Here is a 16,224-nt window from a genome sequence, read left to right on the forward strand (position 1 = left end):
CCGGGCGCGTGGCGGGCTGTCATGTGCCGGTCGTCCTCGTTCATGATCCGGCAGGTGGCGTGCGCAGCCGCGCCACGTCCGTGTCGTCGTGACGCCGAGGAGCCCCCGTGCCAAGTCCCCATCGCGCCAGGGTGGTCAGGGCCGCTGTCGCCGCCGTCGCGCTCACCGCGGCGATGGCGACGGAGTCCACGCTCAACCAGGCCATCGCTGCGGCCGACGCCCAGCGGGCCCATCACCACCACAGCGGGCACCATGCGACGGCCCACCATCCCCGGCCGAAGCCGTCGCAGTCGAATCCCAAGCCCGCCCCGGCGAAGCCGAAGCCCCTGCCCGGCCCGGTCTTCTACGACGTGCCCGACCGGGCCGCCGCGCTCGCGCTCCCCGCGCGGCTGGACGACGACGGAGTCGCCATCGACGTCGGCTACGCCGACGCGCCGGTCCAGCTCGCCCTCTTCGAGGACTACCGCTGTTCCGAGACGGCCCGCTTCGAGGCCCGGCAGGGCCCGACGCTGCGCGCGCTGATCGCGCGCCACGCCGTGCTCGTCCACTACCTCATCGAATCATCACTCGACGAACGCCTGCCCGGTCCGGGCGCGCTGTTCGCGACGAACGCCGCCCGCGCCGCGCTCGCGCACGGCGGATTTCCGCTGCTCCATGCGTTGCTGCTGGCCAATCAGGGGCCCGAGGAGGTGGACGGGTTCACGCCCCAGCGGCTGCTCGGCCTCGCCTCCCGCGTACCGGGCCTGCGCTCACCCGCCTTCGACGCAGAGGTCCGCACGCTCTACTGGAGGCCCTGGGTCGACGCGGCGCAGCACCTCTACGACACCGCAGGGGTGCACCACGGCACTCCCTCGATGCTGCTGAACGGCAGTGAGGTCGACCTCGGCACCCGGCCCGAACTCCTGGAGAGCCCGAGCGCGCTCCAGAGTTTCGTGCAGAATGCGGCGAATCGCGGAGAATGACGCATGCCAGTTCAGCAGCATAAGGCAGGATTAGTCCGTATTGATGACGGATCTGCCGCAGCAGGGAGACGAGCACCGGTGATCACCGCCTGGATCAGCACGGCTGTGCGGCTTGCGCTGGCGGTCGTCTGGGCCTGGGCGGGCCTGGCCAAGGTCTCCGATCCTGAGGCGGCGGCGCAGGCGGTCCGCGTCTACCGGATCCTGCCGGAGGCGCTGGTCAAGCCGATCGGCTACGGCATGCCCTTCCTGGAGATCGCGCTCGCGCTGCTGCTGCTGGTCGGTCTCGGCACGCGGATCGCGGCGATCGTCTCGGGCCTCATGCTGCTCGTCTACATCGGCGCCATCGCCTCGGTCTGGGCCCGGGGGATCTCGATCGACTGCGGTTGCTTCGGCGGCGGCGGGGCGGTGGCCGCCTCCCGGACCGCCTACTGGCAGGAGATCCTGCGCGACTGCGCATTCCTGTTGCTGGCGGGCTGGTTGGCCTGGCGACCCAGGAGCCGGCTGTCGCTCGACAACTGGCTGAACCCGCTCCCTGCCCCGTCGTCTCCGTAAGCAGTCCCCGTAGCCCCCCATCGGTCCGCACAGTCGGAAATGAACAGATGAGCCTGATGAGTCAGAAGAACGACGACGGCAAGCGCAGCGCCCGCGCCAAGATGCTGGAGGAGCGGGCGAAGCAGGACGCGAAGGCCCGAAAGGTGCGCCAACTGGCGGCCATCGGTGTGGCACTGGCGGTGATCGTGGTGGCCGTGGTGGTCGGCATCCTGATCCAGAGCAACCGCTCCAGCGGATACGACGCGGCCAAGGACGCCCCCGCGGGCGCGGTCGGCAACAACAAGCTGCTCATCCCGGTCGGTGCGAGCAACGCCCCGTCCACGCTGACGATCTACGAGGACCCGCGCTGCCCGGCCTGTGAGAGCTTCGAGTCGGGCATGAAGACCACCGTCAACCAGTTGCTGGGCCAGGGCAAGATCCAGGTCCAGTACCACATCGCGTCGTTCATCGACCGCCACGACGGCGGCAAGGGCTCCAAGAACGGCGCGAACGCCCTCGCCTGCGCACAGAACGCGGGACTCTTCCACGACTACCACGACGTTCTCTACGCCAACCAGCCGCAGGAGACGGACGACGCCTGGGCGAACAAGACCGTGCTGATCGGCCTGGCCAAGCAGGTGCCGGGCCTGGACACGCCGACCTTCGAGTCCTGCGTCAACGACAACAGCTTCGGCAACTGGGTCACCGCCGTGCAGTCCGACTTCGACAAGTCCGGCTACACCTCGACCCCGACCGTGCTGCTGAACGGCACCTCGGCCTACCCGACCTACAACAACGAGCAGATCTCCCCGGCGAACCTGATCAAGTGGGTCGACGCGGCGAACAAGGGCAAGCAGCCCGCGAGCATCCCCTCGGCGAGCGCCGAGGCGCTTGCCTCGCCGACCGCGCACAACAGCCCGGCCCCGAGCCCCAGCGGCTCCTGAGTACTGACGTTCGCGCGGGGCTGATCCGGGGCTGATCCGGCCCAGGACTACCTGGGCCGGATCAGCCCCGCCTGCAGTGCGGCGGCGATCGCGGCGGTGCGGCTGTCGACGCCCAACTTGTCGTAGACGTGCACGAGGTGCGTCTTGACGGTGGCCTCGCTGATGAAGAGCCGCTTGGAGATCTGACGGTTGGCCAGCCCCTCGGCGACCAGCTCCAGGATCTCCGTCTCGCGCGGCGACAGCATCGGCCGCCCGGCCCGGACCCGGCCGAGCAGCCGGGCGGCGACCGGCGGCGCGAGCACCGTCTCGCCCTTGGCCGCGGCGCGGACGGCGGCGGCCAACTCCTCGGGCGGGGCGTCCTTGAGCAGATATCCCGTCGCTCCCGCCTCGACGGCGGAGAGGATGTCGGCGTCCGTGCTGTACGTCGTCAGGATCAGCACGGCGGGCGGCTGCGGCAGAGCGGTGATCCGACGGGTCGCTTCGACCCCGTGCATGCCGGAGCCCATCTGCAGATCCATCAGCACGACGTCGGGACGCGGTCGGCCCTCAGCCTCGAGGCGCTCCAGGAGCGCGAGCGCCTCGGCCCCGTCACCGGCCTCGCCGACCAGCTCCACCTCGGGCAGCTCCTCCAGCAGGGCGCGCAACCCGCGTCGCACGACCGGGTGGTCGTCGACAAGCAGGACGGTGATCACAGCGGCTGCTCAATGGCGGTGCGGGCCGGGGACGGTGGCGGGGCGTCGGTGGGGGCGTACGGCGCCTCGGTCGCGTGCGGGACTGGTTCCGGCCGGACGGGCGCGGGCGTCGGCGCGTCCAGCGCCGTGAGCGGGATCGCGGCAGCGACGGCGGTGCCCTCGCCGGGGGCGGACTCGATGGTGAGGCTGCCGCCGAGACCTGCGATGCGTTCGCGCATGCCGTGCAGGCCGAAGCGAGGGCGCTCGGCGTCGGCGCTCGGTGCGGCTTCGGAGTCGAAACCGACGCCGTCGTCGAAGACGTCCAGGGTCACCTGGTCGTCCAGGTAGCAGAGGGTGACGGCGGCGCGGGCGGCGTGGGCATGCCGCCGCACGTTGGCCAGCGCCTCCTGCGTCAGTCGCAGCAGCGCGACCTCGGCCTCGACCGGAAGCGGGTAGGGCTCGCCGTCGAGATGGAAGGCGACCGCGGGCACCGGGCCGTAGCCCGCGGAGACCCGGCGCAGTGCGTCCGACAGGGAAGCGTCCTGCAGCGAGGGCGGTGTCAGCGCGGCGACGAAGCGGCGTGCCTCGGCGAGGTTCGCGCTCGCCGTCGCACCGATCTCGCGCACCCGCTCGCCCGCCACCTCGGCATCCGGCGGCAACGCGGACTCCGCGGTGCGGGCCAGCAGCACGATGCTGGACAGGCCCTGGGCCAGCGTGTCGTGGATCTCCCTGGCCAGGCGCTGACGCTCGGCGAGCATGCCCGCCTCGCGCTGCGAGGCGGCCAACTCGTCCCTGGTGCGCATCAGATCGTCGATCAGCGCCTGGCGGCGCCGGCTCTCGCGGTACAGGCCGGCGTAGCCGTAGGCGGTCAGCACCGCCACGGCGGCGCCCGCGCACGGCCCTATCACCTTCGCGGCGGTCAGACCCCCGACGGTGGTGGACTGCCCGGCGACCACCACCGCGGTGAGCAGCGCCACCCAGGGGAGCGCCCAGCGCGGCGGCAGCAGGTGGAGGTAGAGGAAGTAGAGCGGGAAGGCGACGTACCCCGCCGAAGGAGCGAGGAAGGCGAGCCCCACCCAGAGCGCGGTGACCAGGCCGAGCCAGGCCAGGGTGGCCCAGCGGGGTGTGTCAGGACGCGCGAAGCGCCCGCCGGCCGCGTAGGCCAGCCCCAGGGCCGCGCCCATCGTCCAGGCCGGGGCCCCGACGCCGATCGAACCGATGATCAGCAGCACATAGAACATCGCCGGCAGGGCGACCCGCATCAGCCGGAGCGCGGGGGAGCTCGCCGGGTCGCTCTCGGTGGGGGAGGTGCTGGTCACGGCATCGACCCTACGTCCCGCCACCGACGCCGGGGCGGGCTGCGGCATCAACCATTCGATTGATTCGAGACCGACCTTCTCCCTGATGGAAGGCGGGCCGATTCTCGCGAGAGTGGGGAACGTCAGCCCAACCGCACGACCCGTGCTCCAGGAGGCCGCTCCGTGTTCGTCGCCCTGCGTGACATCCGCTTCGCCAAGGGGCGCTTCGCCCTGATGGGCGCGGTCGTCACGCTCATCACCACGCTGGTGGTCTTCCTCTACGGTCTCACCGGCGGGCTCGCCTCCGACGCCTCCTCCGCCATCGCCAAGCTGCCGGCCACCGACATCGTCTTTGGCGCGCCGCACGGCGCGACGCCGCAGGTGTCGTTCAGCAACAGCGGCATCAGCGCGGCCCAGCAGCAGGCCTGGGAGTCGGCGCCGGGGATCGGCTCGGTGCAGCCGTTCGGGGTGGCCATGTCCAGGTTCACGGGCGGTGCGGGGGCGACATCGGTCAGCGTGTTGGGCGCCCCCTCGGGCCTGATACCCCCGCTGGAGTCCGGTTCGGCACCGCAAGGCGACCAGGTCGCGGTGAGTCAGAAGGTCGCCGACGCCAACGGCCTCAAGCCCGGCGACAAGGTCACCGTCGGCGCGCAGACGCTCACCGTCTCCGGCATCACCGCCGACCGCTCCTACGGACATGCCCCGAGCGTGTGGACTCCCGAGGCCACCTGGCAGCAGGTGACGGGCGCCGCGCAGCCGAACGCCCTCGCGGTCGACCCGGGCAGCGCGGACACCACGGCGCTCGACCGCGCCCAGAACACCGACACGGTCACGCGCGGCGCGTCCCTGGCCGGTATCGACGGCTTCTCGGCCGAGCAGGGCAGCCTGCAGATGATCCAGGGCTTCCTGTTCGCCGTCAGCGCCCTGGTGGTCGGCGCCTTCTTCACGGTGTGGACGGTGCAGCGCAAGGGCGACATCGCGGTGCTGAAGGCCGTCGGCGCCTCCAGCGCCTACTTGGTCCGTGACGCGCTCGCGCAGGCCCTGGCCATGCTGCTCGGCGGCACGCTCACCGGGGCGGCGATCGGTTTCGCGGGCGGCGCGCTGCTCGGCGGCACGGGCATGCCCTTCACCCTCGGCGCGGCCACGGTGGCCGTCCCCGTCGTCGTCATGGTCCTGCTGGGCCTCTTCGGCGCGGCCCTCGCCGTGCGCCGGATCACCTCTGTCGACCCGCTGACCGCGCTGGGAGCCAACCGATGACCCTCGTCCTGAACGACATCATCCTCACCTACCCCGACGGCGACCGCCGTCTCACCGCCCTGGACCAGGTCTCGCTGACGGTCGGCGCGGGAGAGTTCATCGCTGTGGTCGGCCCCTCCGGCTCCGGCAAGTCCAGCCTGCTCGCGGTCGCCGCGACGCTGCTCACCCCAGACAGCGGTCAGGTCGTCATCGCGGGCGAGGAAGCGGCGGCACTGAACGACCGGCAGCGCACCGCGCTGCGCCGGGACAAGGTCGGCATCGTCTTCCAGCAGTCGAACCTGTTGGCTTCGCTGACGGCCGTAGAGCAACTGCAGGCGGTGGCCCACCTGCGCGGCGAGAAGCCGAAGACGGCGCTGGCCCGCGCCGAGGCCCTGCTCGCCTCCGTCGGCCTCACGGACGGCAAGCAGCACCGCCGCCCGCACGAGCTCTCCGGCGGCGAGCGCCAGCGCGTCAATATCGCCCGTGCACTGTTCGCCGATCCGGCGGTGCTGCTGGTCGACGAGCCGACTTCCGCGCTCGACCACGAGCGCGGCGAGCAGATCGTCGGCCTGCTGGCCGCGGTCACCCGCGAGCACGGCACGGCGACGGTGATGGTCACCCACGACAAGGCCCAACTCTTGGCGGCGGACCGGGTCCTGGAGATGGGCGACGGGCGGTTGTGGGAGACGGCTGCCGCCGCGAGGGTGCGGCAGACGTCCTAGGGCGCAGCTCCGACGGTCACCACTCCGAGTTGACCGAGCAGGTCGAGCCAGTCCCAGATCCCCCACACGTCCACGATGCGTCCGTCGGCGATGCGGTACGTCACCGCACAGGCCGCGCGCCACGGCCGTCCGGTCGGCGTCAGGGCGCGACCGGCGAAGTGGCCCGTGGAGGCGGGCAGCACCCAGGTTCCGGTGTGAGTTCCGAAGCCGTAGCACCACATGGAGACCCGGTCGCCGTGCGCGGCGAGCCAGTCCACGTCGATGCGCAGATCCGGGTTGGCCCGCCACAGGCCATCGCGCACCGCCGTGCTGAGCGGCTCGGCGGTGAGGGTGGCGACCGCGTCCCAGTCATGTGCGTTGACGCGGTCGATGTAGCGGCGGACCACGTCGACGGCCGCGCCGGCATCGGTCATCGGGTTCCCCACGGGTTGTCGATGACCAGCAGCCAGGTCCCGTCCGGCTGCCGCCGGGCGACCTCGGTACCTCGGCCGCTCATGGCGACCGTGGCGCCGTGCGCGTCCGTCGCGGTGGCTGACCAGTCGGAGCAGGTCAGTGCGATGTCGCCGGTCTCGAAGACCTTGGTCGTGGCGACCCTGTCGAAGTGAGGCCGTGCGGCCAGCAGTCCGGCCAGGTGCGCGCGCAGCGCGGTGCCGCCGACGGCCGGGTCACCGGCCCTGGTGGCGAAGGCGGGTTCGGGTTCGTACAGGGCGACGAGCGCGTCGACGGCGCCGTCGTTGACCGCCTGCTGGAACATCCTGTGCAGCTCGGCGGGAGTCTGAGCGGGCATGGTGACCTCCCAGGATCTCAGCTCTATTTGATAGAGTGTTCATCTATTCGATATAGTGATACTCTCACGACATGGTCGATGAGGGCAAGGCTCGTCGCTATGACGCGTCGAATCGTCGTCGGCAGGCCGCCGACACCCAGCGCCGCATCCTGGCGGCGGCGCAGGAGCTGTTCGTGCGCGACGGCTACACCGCCACGACCATGAACGCGATCGCGGAGCACGCGGGGGTCGCCGTGCAGACGGTGTACGCCAGCACCCGGGCAAAGCGGGACATCCTCACGAAGCTCTTGGACCTTGCCGTGAGCGGCCGCCAGGAGCAAGTCCCGCTCGCCGCCAGCTCGCGCTGGCTGGAGATTGTCCAGGAAGGCGACCCCGAGCTGCGGCTCGCACTGTTCACGCGCCTGCACACGGAGATCTGCGGCCGGGAGGCACCCGTCTTCGCCGTCCTGGCCGACGCGGCAGGCTCCGACGCCGAGATCAGGCAGCTCGTGCGCGACACGGCCGAACACCGCTACCAGGACCAGTGGCGCCTGGCCGAATCGCTGCGCCAGGACGGCCGCCTCCGTGCCGACCTCTCCATCGACCGTGCCGCCGACATCGTCTGGACCCTGGCGAGCGAACGGACCTACCTCGCCCTGGTGGAGAGCCGGGGCTGGGCGCCGTCGGACTACGAGCGCTGGCTCACCGCCCAACTGATCGCCGCGCTGCTGCCGTCAGGTTAGGGCTGCCGTTCGGTTAGGCAAGGATCGCCTAACTTCGCAGGTCAGGGCGGTGGTAAGGCAGTACTGGCTTGCTGGAAATGAGGCTCCAGGAGCGTTAGTTTCCTGACGTGACAACGACGACGATGAGCGCCCAGGACATAGCCGAGACCGCCGAGGCCTACAAGCACGACCACCGCGACGTGAATGGTGGCTGGCTCCGCCCGGCGGTCTTCGGGGCCATGGACGGCCTCGTCTCGAACTTCGCGCTCATGTCCGGCGTCGTCGGCGGCAGCGCGAGCCACGGCGTCGTGGTGCTGACCGGCCTGGCCGGCCTCGCGGCCGGCGCCTGCTCGATGGCCGCCGGCGAGTACACCTCGGTCGCCTCGCAGCGAGAGCTGGTCCAGGCGGAGCTTGAGATCGAGCGGCTGGAGCTGAAGCGCAACCCGCGGGAGGAGCTGGCCGAGCTGGCTCAGGTCTACGTCAACCGCGGCGTCGAGCCCCGGCTCGCCTTCGAGGTGGCGCAGCAGCTCACCGCGGACCCTGAGCGGGCGCTGGAGGTCCACGCCCGCGAGGAGATGGGCATCGACCCGCACGACCTGCCGTCGCCGTTGGTGGCTGCGGTCTCCTCCTTCACGGCGTTCGCGCTGGGCGCGCTGCTGCCGCTGCTGCCGTATCTGCTGGGCGCGACGTCGCTGATCCCGGCGGTGATCCTCTCCGTCCTCGGGCTGTTCCTCTGCGGTGCGGTCGTGAGCAAGGTGACGGCGCGCAGCTGGTGGTTCAGCGGCCTGCGCCAGCTGACCCTCGGCGCGGCGGCAGCGGGCGTGACCTTCCTGCTCGGCCAGCTCATCGGCGGACACATCGCCTGACCTCGGTCAGTTCCCCGCGCCCCTGGTGGGGCTTCACGTGGTGTTACTCACACACAGCAATCGCGTGAATGCTCTGTTTCGCGAGCGCAGCGATCGGGCAGACTTGCGAGGACGTCCGAATACCCGTGACCCTGGATTCGAGACGTGACGGGATGTCCCCTCCAAGGCCCTCATCCATGGCCTGAGCCGCTGGCCGGTCCACATGGTGGACTGAAAAATCCACTAAGTGGAATCTCCGGCATCATGTAACCTGCACGACACGCAATCGCAAAGGGCCAGCGTCGTCCCGTATGCGCATGTGAATTGACTCCATGCCAACCACGACGACGGGAGAGCCGATGCTGCCTGCGTCTTCGCACCCCGCCCCCCGCCCCTACGCGGCCTTGGCGGACGCGCGGCCCGCCAAGCAGGGCCTGTACGACCCGAGCAACGAGCACGACGCCTGTGGCGTCGGCTTCGTCGCCTCACTGAGCGGAGTCGCCGAGCACCGCATCGTGGAGCAGGGCCTCACAGTCCTTCGCAACCTGGAGCACCGCGGGGCCACCGGCTCCGAGCCGGACTCCGGCGACGGCGCCGGCATCCTGACCCAGATCCCGCACGCGTTCCTCAGCACCAAGGCCGCCGAGGCCGGCTTCGAGCTTCCGGCTCAGGGCCACTACGCCGTCGGCATCGCCTTCCTGCCGGACGACGACGCCGCCGACGCGGCCGCCGTCGCCACCGTCGAGGCGATCGCCGCAGCCGAGGGCCTGACCGTCCTCGGCTGGCGTGACGTCCCGGTCACCCCGGACCTGCTCGGCACGACCGCCCGCTCGGTCATGCCGCGTTTCCGCCAGCTCTTCGTCACCGACGCCGAGGGCGGCAGGACCGGCCTCGAGCTGGACCGGGTCGCCTTCGTTCTGCGCAAGCGCGCCGAGCGCGAGGGCGGGGTGTACTTCCCCTCCCTCTCCGCCCGGACGATCGTCTACAAGGGCATGCTCACCACCGGGCAGTTGGAGCCGTTCTTCCCCGACCTTTCAGACCGCAGCTTCGCCTCGACGCTCTGTCTGGTCCACTCCCGCTTCTCGACCAACACCTTCCCGAGCTGGCCGCTCGCGCACCCCTACCGGTTCGTCGCCCACAACGGCGAGATCAACACCGTCAAGGGCAACCGCAACTGGATGACGGCCCGCGAGTCGCAGATCGCCACGGACCTGATCCCCGGCGACCTGGACCGGATCTTCCCGGTCTGCACCCCGGACCACTCCGACACTGCCTCCTTCGACGAGGTCCTGGAGCTGCTCCACCTCGGTGGCCGTTCGCTGCCGCACTCCGTGCTGATGATGATCCCGGAGGCGTGGGAGAACCACGCCACCATGGAGCCGGCCCGCCGCGCCTTCTACCAGTTCCACTCCAACCTGATGGAGCCCTGGGACGGCCCGGCCTGCGTCACCTTCACCGACGGCACCCAGATCGGCGCTGTGCTCGACCGCAACGGCCTTCGCCCGGCCCGGTACTGGGTCACCGTCGACGGCCTGGTCGTGCTCGCCTCCGAGGTCGGCGTCCTGGACATCCCGCAGGAGCAGGTCGTCCGCAAGGGCCGCCTGCAGCCCGGCAAGATGTTCCTGGTGGACACCGCCGCGGGCCGCATCGTCGACGACGAGGAGATCAAGTCGGCGCTCGCCGCCGAGAACCCCTACGCCGACTGGCTGCACGCGGGCTCGATCAAGCTCGACGCGCTGCCCGAGCGCGAGCACATCGCACACACCCACGCCTCGGTGACGCGTCGTCAGCAGACCTTCGGCTACACCGAGGAGGAGCTGCGGGTCCTGCTCGCTCCGATGGCCAAGACCGGCGGCGAGGCGCTCGGCTCGATGGGCACCGACTCGCCCATCGCCGCGCTCTCCGCCAAGCCGCGGCTGCTCTTCGACTACTTCACCCAGCTGTTCGCGCAGGTCACCAACCCGCCGCTGGACGCCATCCGCGAGGAGCTCGTCACCTCGCTCGGCTCCAACCTCGGCCCCGAGGGCAACCTGCTCCAGGCAGAGGCGGCCTCCTGCCGCTCCGTCGTCGTGCCCTTCCCGGTCATCGACAACGACGAGCTGGCCAAGCTGATCCACATCAACGCGGACGGCGACCTGCCGGGCCTGAAGGCGGTCACGCTCTCCGGCCTCTACAAGGTCTCCGGCGGCGGCGCGGCCCTCGCCGGCCGGCTCGTTGAGATAGCGGCCGAGGCCGACGCGGCGATCGCCGACGGCGCCCGCCTGATCGTGCTCTCCGACCGCCACTCGGACGCCGAGCACGCGCCGATCCCCTCGCTGCTGCTCACCGCAGCGGTGCACCACCACCTGATCCGCACCAAGCAGCGGACCAAGGTCGGTCTGGTCGTCGAGGCCGGCGACGTGCGCGAGGTGCACCACGTCGCGCTGCTGATCGGCTACGGCGCCGGCGCGGTCAACCCCTACCTGGCCATGGAGTCCGTCGAGGACCTGGTCGCCCAGGGAACCTTCATCAGCGGCATCGAGCCGGAGAAGGCGATCCGCAACCTGATCAAGGCGCTCGGCAAGGGCGTGCTCAAGGTGATGTCCAAGATGGGCATCTCCACCGTCGCCTCCTACCGTGGCGCGCAGGTCTTCGAGGCCATCGGCCTCAGCCAGGACCTGGTGGACGCCTACTTCTCGGGCACCACCACCAAGCTCGGCGGCATCGGCCTGGACGAGGTCGCCAAGGAGACCGCCGCCCGGCACGCCCAGGCGTACCCGGTCTCCGGCATCTCCCCGGCGCACCGCCGCCTGGAGATCGGCGGCGAGTACCAGTGGCGTCGTGAGGGCGAGCCGCACCTGTTCGACCCGGACACGGTGTTCCGCCTCCAGCACGCCACCCGCACCAAGCGCTACGACATCTTCAAGCAGTACACCTCGCGCGTGAACGAGCAGTCCGAGCGCCTGATGACGCTTCGCGGGTTGTTCAAGTTCGCCGACGGCGGCAGTGGCCGCGGACCGATCCCGATCGAGGAGGTCGAGTCGGTCAGCGAGATCGTCAAGCGCTTCTCCACCGGCGCGATGTCCTACGGCTCGATCTCGCTCGAGGCCCACGAGACCCTCGCCATCGCCATGAACCGGCTGGGCGCCAAGTCCAACACCGGTGAGGGCGGCGAGGACCCGCGCCGCCTCTACGACCCGGAGCGCCGCTCCGCGATCAAGCAGGTCGCCTCCGGCCGCTTCGGCGTCACCAGCGAGTACCTGGTCAACGCGGACGACATCCAGATCAAGATGGCCCAGGGCGCCAAGCCCGGCGAGGGCGGCCAGCTGCCCGGCCACAAGGTCTACCCGTGGGTGGCCCAGACCCGGCACAGCACCCCCGGTGTCGGCCTGATCTCCCCGCCGCCGCACCACGACATCTACTCCATCGAGGACCTCGCCCAGCTCATCCACGACCTCAAGAACGCCAACCCGGCGGCCCGCATCCACGTGAAGCTGGTCTCCGAGGTCGGCGTCGGCACGGTCGCGGCGGGCGTCAGCAAGGCCCACGCGGACGTCGTGCTGGTCTCCGGCCACGACGGCGGCACCGGCGCCTCGCCGCTGACCAGCCTCAAGCACGCCGGTGGCCCCTGGGAGCTCGGCCTGGCCGAGACCCAGCAGACGCTGCTGCTCAACGGCCTGCGCGACCGCATCGTCGTGCAGACCGACGGCCAGCTGAAGACCGGCCGTGACGTCGTCATCGCCGCACTGCTCGGCGCGGAGGAGTTCGGCTTCGCCACCGCCCCGCTGGTGGTCTCCGGCTGCATCATGATGCGCGTCTGCCACCTGGACACCTGCCCGGTCGGCGTCGCCACCCAGAACCCGGTGCTGCGCGAGCGGTTCAGCGGCAAGCCCGAATTCGTGGTGAACTTCTTCGAGTTCATCGCCGAGGAGGTCCGCGAGATCCTCGCGGAGCTGGGCTTCCGCACCATCCAGGAGGCCGTCGGCCACGCCGAGCTGATCGACGCCTCCGAGGCGATCGACCACTGGAAGGCCTCCGGCCTCGACATCGCCCCGCTGCTGCACGTCCCGGACACGGGCTCCTCGCTCTACCAGACCACCGAGCAGGACCACGGCCTGGACAAGGCGCTGGACAACCAGCTCATCGAGCTGGCCCACGACGCCCTGGAGCACGGCGAGTCCGTCAAGATCCAGCTGCCGGTCCGCAACGTCAACCGCACGGTCGGCACCATGCTCGGCCACGAGGTGACCAAGCGTTACCGCGGCGAGGGCCTGCCTGAGGGCACCATCGACGTGACCCTCACCGGCTCCGCCGGCCAGTCCTTCGGCGCGTTCCTGCCGCGCGGTATCACGCTGCGCCTGGAGGGCGACGCCAACGACTACGTCGGCAAGGGCCTCTCCGGCGGCGTCGTGATCGTGCGCCCGGCGCGGAACGCCTCCGCCATCGGCGCCGACGCGCAGAACCACGTCATCGCCGGCAACACCATCGGCTACGGCGCCACCCAAGGCCGGATCCACCTGCGCGGCAAGGCCGGTGAGCGCTTCGCCGTCCGCAACTCCGGCGCCACCCTCGTGGTGGAGGGCGTGGGCGACCACGGCCTGGAGTACATGACCGGCGGGCGCGTCGTGATCCTCGGTGAGACCGGCCGCAACCTCGCGGCCGGCATGTCCGGCGGCATCGCGTACGTTCTCGACCTGCGACCCGCCAACGTCAACGGCGGCATGGTCGGCATCGAGGCGCCCGACGCGAAGGACCGCGAGTGGCTGCGCGACACCGTGCAGCAGCACTACGAGGAGACCGGCTCCACGGTGGCGGCCGAGCTTCTCGCCGACTGGGGCGGCGGCGTGTCCCGCTTCTCCAAGATCATGCCCACCGACTACAAGGCAGTGCTCGCCGCCAAGGACGCCGCCGAGCGAGACGGGCTCTCCGAGTCCGAGACCACCCGCAAGATGATGGAGGCGGCACATGGCTGACCCGAAGGGCTTCCTCACCACCCCGAAGCAGCTGGCCGAGCGCCGTCCCGTCGCCGAGCGCGTCCGGGACTGGAACGAGGTCTACGTCGAGCGCAGCCTGCTCCCCATCATCAGCAAGCAGGCCGGTCGCTGCATGGACTGCGGCATCCCGTTCTGCCACAACGGCTGCCCGCTCGGGAACCTGATCCCCGAGTGGAACGACCTGGCCTTCCGCGACGACTGGAAGGGCGCCACCGAGCGCCTGCACGCGACCAACAACTTCCCGGAGTTCACCGGTCGCCTCTGCCCGGCCCCCTGCGAGTCGGCCTGCGTGCTCGGCATCAACCAGGACGCGGTGACCATCAAGAACGTCGAGGTCACCATCATCGACAAGGCCTGGGACAACGGCGACGTGACGCCGCAGATCCCGGACCGCCTCTCCGGCAAGACCGTCGCCGTCGTCGGCTCCGGACCCGCCGGTCTGGCCGCCGCCCAGCAGCTGACCCGGGCCGGGCACACGGTGGTGGTGTACGAGCGCGCCGACCGCATCGGCGGCCTGCTGCGCTACGGCATCCCCGAGTTCAAGATGGAGAAGCGCCACGTCAACCGCCGCGTCGAGCAGATGCGCGCGGAGGGCACCCGGTTCCGTACCGGTGTCGAGATCGGCGTCGACCTGACCGGTCGTGACCTGCGCCACCGCTTCGACGCGGTCGTCGTCGCGGCCGGCGCCACCACCGCCCGTGACCTGAACGTGCCCGGTCGCGAGCTGACCGGCGTCTACCAGGCCATGGAGTACCTGCCGCTGGCCAACAAGGTGCAGGAGGGCGACTACGTCGACTCTCCGATCAGCGCCGCCGGCAAGCACGTCGTCGTCATCGGCGGCGGCGACACCGGAGCCGACTGCGTCGGCACCGCGCACCGCCAGGGCGCGGCCTCGGTGACCCAGCTGGAGATCATGCCGCAGCCGGGCGAGGACCGCCCGACCGGGCAGCCGTGGCCGACCATGCCCATGGTCTACAAGGTCACCTCCGCGCACGAGGAGGGCGGCGAGCGGATCTACTCCGTGAACACCACCCACTTCAGCGGCGACGAGGACGGCCAGGTTCAGCAGCTGCACCTGGTCGAGGTAGTCTTCACCGAGGGTCGTGTCGAGCCGGTCCCCGGCACCGAGCGGGCCATCCCGGCGCAGCTGGTCACGCTGGCCATGGGCTTCACCGGGACGGACGTGAAGAACGGTCTGGTCGAACAGCTCGGTGTGGAGCTCGACCCGCGTGGCAACGTCGCGCGCGACAGCCGTTTCGCCACCAATGTCGATGGCGTCTTCGTGGCCGGTGACGCGGGCCGCGGCCAGTCGCTGATCGTCTGGGCGATCGCCGAGGGCCGCTCCGCGGCCAAGGCGGTCGACTCCTACCTCTCGGGCCGCGCCTCGACGCTGCCCGCCCCGATCCGCCCGACGGACCGCCCGCTCACGGTGTGACGCTGTGAGCTGACGTTCCGACGGGCCAGTAGAACCCGCGTGGCCTGCAATGGCGCCGGATCGCACGCGGCGCACCAGACGGCACCTGCCCCCTGTCCCCGACCAAGTTCGGGGGGCCGGTGCCGTTGTGCGTTTCACCGGCCCGGCCTCAGCGGGCCGTCGGAGGGGTGCTGGCCGCCCGCGGAAGCCCGGTCCCGACGTCGATGACGGTCCGGGCGCCCAGGGCCTCGGACAGGTGTACGGTGACGGACCCGAACGTCAGGCCGTCCACGCAGTTGACGCCGGGGCTCGGCTTCGGCGGGAGCTTCGAGCCGATGACGACGACGCTCTTGCTCTCCTGGACGAGGCCGGACGGCATCGCACCCCCGCAGCCCACCTCCACACCCAGAGTCAGCGTCCGCCCATCGGCGGAGACCGACTTGAGCCCCGCACCCTGGTAGCCGTTGAGCTGAGGCGGGGGCCCGGGCGTGCCGCCGGGCGTGAGGTCGGGGAACGGGTCGGACTTCACTGCGGCGAAGACGAACTCGCCCTGGTATCCCGAGATCCGGAAGGACCACGCAGGCACGGTCGCCTCACCCCGGTTCGTCAGCACCCGCTCCGTGGTGGGCTTGGCACCGGTCACGGTGAGGTAGGTGGGACAGCTCGTCGTCGGGCAGCGGCCGACACTCTCGGTGCGCAGCGCGGCATCCGGTGTGAGTCCTGGGAGCGTCCGGGGATTGCCCTTGTCGAAGCGCACGGTCTGCTGCGCGGGCCCCTTGGGCAGCGGGACAGTGAGACGGAACTGGCCCGCGTAGTACGCGGCCTTGTCCGCACCGGAGTGGAAGGCGCCGGCCGGTAGCCGCACCGTGTCGCTCAGTGGGACGTAGCCGAAGTCCCAGGACTGCTCGGTCGGGGAGCCGTCCCAGCCGGCGATGAGCTTGCCCGCGCGGACCGTGAACGAGTCGGGATTGGTCGAGACCTGCGGCCGCGCGGAGGCCGACACGGAGCTGCTCGCGAACGGTGGGCTCGACGTACTGCTCGCACAGCCGGCGGATGTCGTCAGCACGACGGCGGCGAGGGTGAGGGCTCTGGTGAGGCGCATGTCTCTTCGACGCATCGGCCGCAGCTGTGGTTCCTCGT

At 70.8% G+C, this 16,224-nt stretch carries 14 protein-coding genes; 9 read left to right on the forward strand and 5 right to left on the reverse strand.

Going from position 1 to position 16,224, the window contains the following annotated elements; genetic code table 11:
- The first annotated feature begins 107 nt into the window (after positions 1-107).
- The 3 genes from ABIA32_RS18090 (at position 108) to ABIA32_RS18100 (ending at position 2,437) form a co-directional block, all read left to right on the forward strand.
- Positions 108-962, forward strand: coding sequence for a DsbA family protein (locus ABIA32_RS18090; protein ID WP_370096314.1), 855 nt, complete (start codon positions 108-110; stop codon positions 960-962).
- A 78-nt stretch (positions 963-1,040) separates the two neighbouring features.
- Positions 1,041-1,514: a MauE/DoxX family redox-associated membrane protein gene (locus tag ABIA32_RS18095; protein WP_370096316.1), complete on the forward strand. Its 474-nt coding sequence runs from the start codon at positions 1,041-1,043 to the stop codon at positions 1,512-1,514.
- A 56-nt stretch (positions 1,515-1,570) separates the two neighbouring features.
- A complete protein-coding gene (locus ABIA32_RS18100) occupies positions 1,571-2,437 on the forward strand; it encodes a DsbA family protein (protein WP_370096318.1) in 867 nt (288 codons plus the stop codon).
- Between the two features lie 47 nt (positions 2,438-2,484).
- Here the strand turns inward: ABIA32_RS18100 and ABIA32_RS18105 are convergent, their stop codons facing one another.
- Both ABIA32_RS18105 and ABIA32_RS18110 read right to left on the reverse strand, forming a co-directional pair.
- Positions 2,485-3,129, reverse strand: coding sequence for a response regulator (locus ABIA32_RS18105; RefSeq protein WP_370096320.1), 645 nt, complete (start codon positions 3,127-3,129; stop codon positions 2,485-2,487).
- Positions 3,126-4,427, reverse strand: a complete 1,302-nt coding sequence (locus ABIA32_RS18110) for a histidine kinase (RefSeq protein ID WP_370096322.1) — start codon at positions 4,425-4,427, stop codon at positions 3,126-3,128. The genes ABIA32_RS18105 and ABIA32_RS18110 overlap by 4 nt, the downstream gene beginning before the upstream one ends.
- A 162-nt stretch (positions 4,428-4,589) precedes the next feature.
- On the opposite strand from ABIA32_RS18110, the gene ABIA32_RS18115 reads away from it, so the two are divergent.
- Positions 4,590-5,663 carry an ABC transporter permease gene (locus tag ABIA32_RS18115; RefSeq protein WP_370096324.1) on the forward strand — a complete coding sequence of 358 codons (1,074 nt, stop codon included), beginning with the start codon at positions 4,590-4,592 and terminating at the stop codon, positions 5,661-5,663.
- Positions 5,660-6,364, forward strand: a complete 705-nt coding sequence (locus ABIA32_RS18120) for an ABC transporter ATP-binding protein (protein ID WP_370096326.1) — start codon at positions 5,660-5,662, stop codon at positions 6,362-6,364. The genes ABIA32_RS18115 and ABIA32_RS18120 overlap by 4 nt, the downstream gene beginning before the upstream one ends.
- On the opposite strand, the gene ABIA32_RS18125 is transcribed toward ABIA32_RS18120, so the two are convergent.
- Both ABIA32_RS18125 and ABIA32_RS18130 read right to left on the reverse strand, forming a co-directional pair.
- Positions 6,361-6,777, reverse strand: coding sequence for an ester cyclase (locus tag ABIA32_RS18125; protein WP_370096328.1), 417 nt, complete (start codon positions 6,775-6,777; stop codon positions 6,361-6,363). The two genes, ABIA32_RS18120 and ABIA32_RS18125, sit on opposite strands and share 4 nt — an antisense overlap.
- A complete protein-coding gene (locus ABIA32_RS18130) occupies positions 6,774-7,151 on the reverse strand; it encodes a nuclear transport factor 2 family protein (RefSeq protein WP_370096330.1) in 378 nt (125 codons plus the stop codon). Before ABIA32_RS18130 ends, ABIA32_RS18125 begins: the two co-directional genes overlap by 4 nt.
- A 71-nt stretch (positions 7,152-7,222) precedes the next feature.
- Here ABIA32_RS18130 and ABIA32_RS18135 point away from each other — a divergent pair, with 71 nt between their 5' ends.
- The 4 genes from ABIA32_RS18135 to ABIA32_RS18150 all read left to right on the forward strand — a co-directional run bounded on the left by ABIA32_RS18135 (position 7,223) and on the right by ABIA32_RS18150 (position 15,105).
- Positions 7,223-7,873, forward strand: coding sequence for a TetR/AcrR family transcriptional regulator (locus ABIA32_RS18135; RefSeq protein WP_370096332.1), 651 nt, complete (start codon positions 7,223-7,225; stop codon positions 7,871-7,873).
- A 122-nt stretch (positions 7,874-7,995) separates the two neighbouring features.
- The gene (locus tag ABIA32_RS18140) at positions 7,996-8,718 is read left to right on the forward strand and encodes a VIT1/CCC1 transporter family protein (protein WP_370096586.1); all 723 of its coding nucleotides are present in this window, start codon (positions 7,996-7,998) and stop codon (positions 8,716-8,718) included.
- Positions 8,719-9,056: 338 nt separating this feature from the next.
- The gene (gltB, locus tag ABIA32_RS18145; protein WP_370096588.1) at positions 9,057-13,649 is read left to right on the forward strand and encodes a glutamate synthase large subunit; all 4,593 of its coding nucleotides are present in this window, start codon (positions 9,057-9,059) and stop codon (positions 13,647-13,649) included.
- On the forward strand, positions 13,642-15,105 hold the full coding sequence (locus tag ABIA32_RS18150; protein WP_370096334.1) for a glutamate synthase subunit beta: 1,464 nt from the start codon (positions 13,642-13,644) through the stop codon (positions 15,103-15,105). The genes gltB and ABIA32_RS18150 overlap by 8 nt, the downstream gene beginning before the upstream one ends.
- A gap of 148 nt (positions 15,106-15,253) precedes the next feature.
- Here the strand turns inward: ABIA32_RS18150 and ABIA32_RS18155 are convergent, their stop codons facing one another.
- On the reverse strand, positions 15,254-16,186 hold the full coding sequence (locus ABIA32_RS18155) for a hypothetical protein (RefSeq protein WP_370096336.1): 933 nt from the start codon (positions 16,184-16,186) through the stop codon (positions 15,254-15,256).
- Positions 16,187-16,224: the final 38 nt, after the last annotated feature.

The sequence above is a fragment of the Streptacidiphilus sp. MAP12-20 genome (assembly GCF_041262525.1).
GTDB lineage: Bacteria > Actinomycetota > Actinomycetes > Streptomycetales > Streptomycetaceae > Streptacidiphilus.

What these genes read in the sequence shown, in the direction of transcription:
- ABIA32_RS18100 (WP_370096318.1), top strand. Translation starts at nt 1,571, where the DNA reads ATGAGTCAGAAGAACGACGACGGCAAGCGCAGCGCCCGCGCCAAGATG.
- ABIA32_RS18125 (WP_370096328.1), bottom strand. Translation starts at nt 6,777, where the DNA reads ATGACCGATGCCGGCGCGGCCGTCGACGTGGTCCGCCGCTACATCGAC.
- ABIA32_RS18120 (WP_370096326.1), top strand. Translation starts at nt 5,660, where the DNA reads ATGACCCTCGTCCTGAACGACATCATCCTCACCTACCCCGACGGCGAC.
- ABIA32_RS18135 (WP_370096332.1), top strand. Translation starts at nt 7,223, where the DNA reads ATGGTCGATGAGGGCAAGGCTCGTCGCTATGACGCGTCGAATCGTCGT.
- ABIA32_RS18130 (WP_370096330.1), bottom strand. Translation starts at nt 7,151, where the DNA reads ATGCCCGCTCAGACTCCCGCCGAGCTGCACAGGATGTTCCAGCAGGCG.
- ABIA32_RS18150 (WP_370096334.1), top strand. Translation starts at nt 13,642, where the DNA reads ATGGCTGACCCGAAGGGCTTCCTCACCACCCCGAAGCAGCTGGCCGAG.
- ABIA32_RS18155 (WP_370096336.1), bottom strand. Translation starts at nt 16,186, where the DNA reads ATGCGCCTCACCAGAGCCCTCACCCTCGCCGCCGTCGTGCTGACGACA.
- ABIA32_RS18140 (WP_370096586.1), top strand. Translation starts at nt 7,996, where the DNA reads ATGAGCGCCCAGGACATAGCCGAGACCGCCGAGGCCTACAAGCACGAC.
- gltB (WP_370096588.1), top strand. Translation starts at nt 9,057, where the DNA reads ATGCTGCCTGCGTCTTCGCACCCCGCCCCCCGCCCCTACGCGGCCTTG.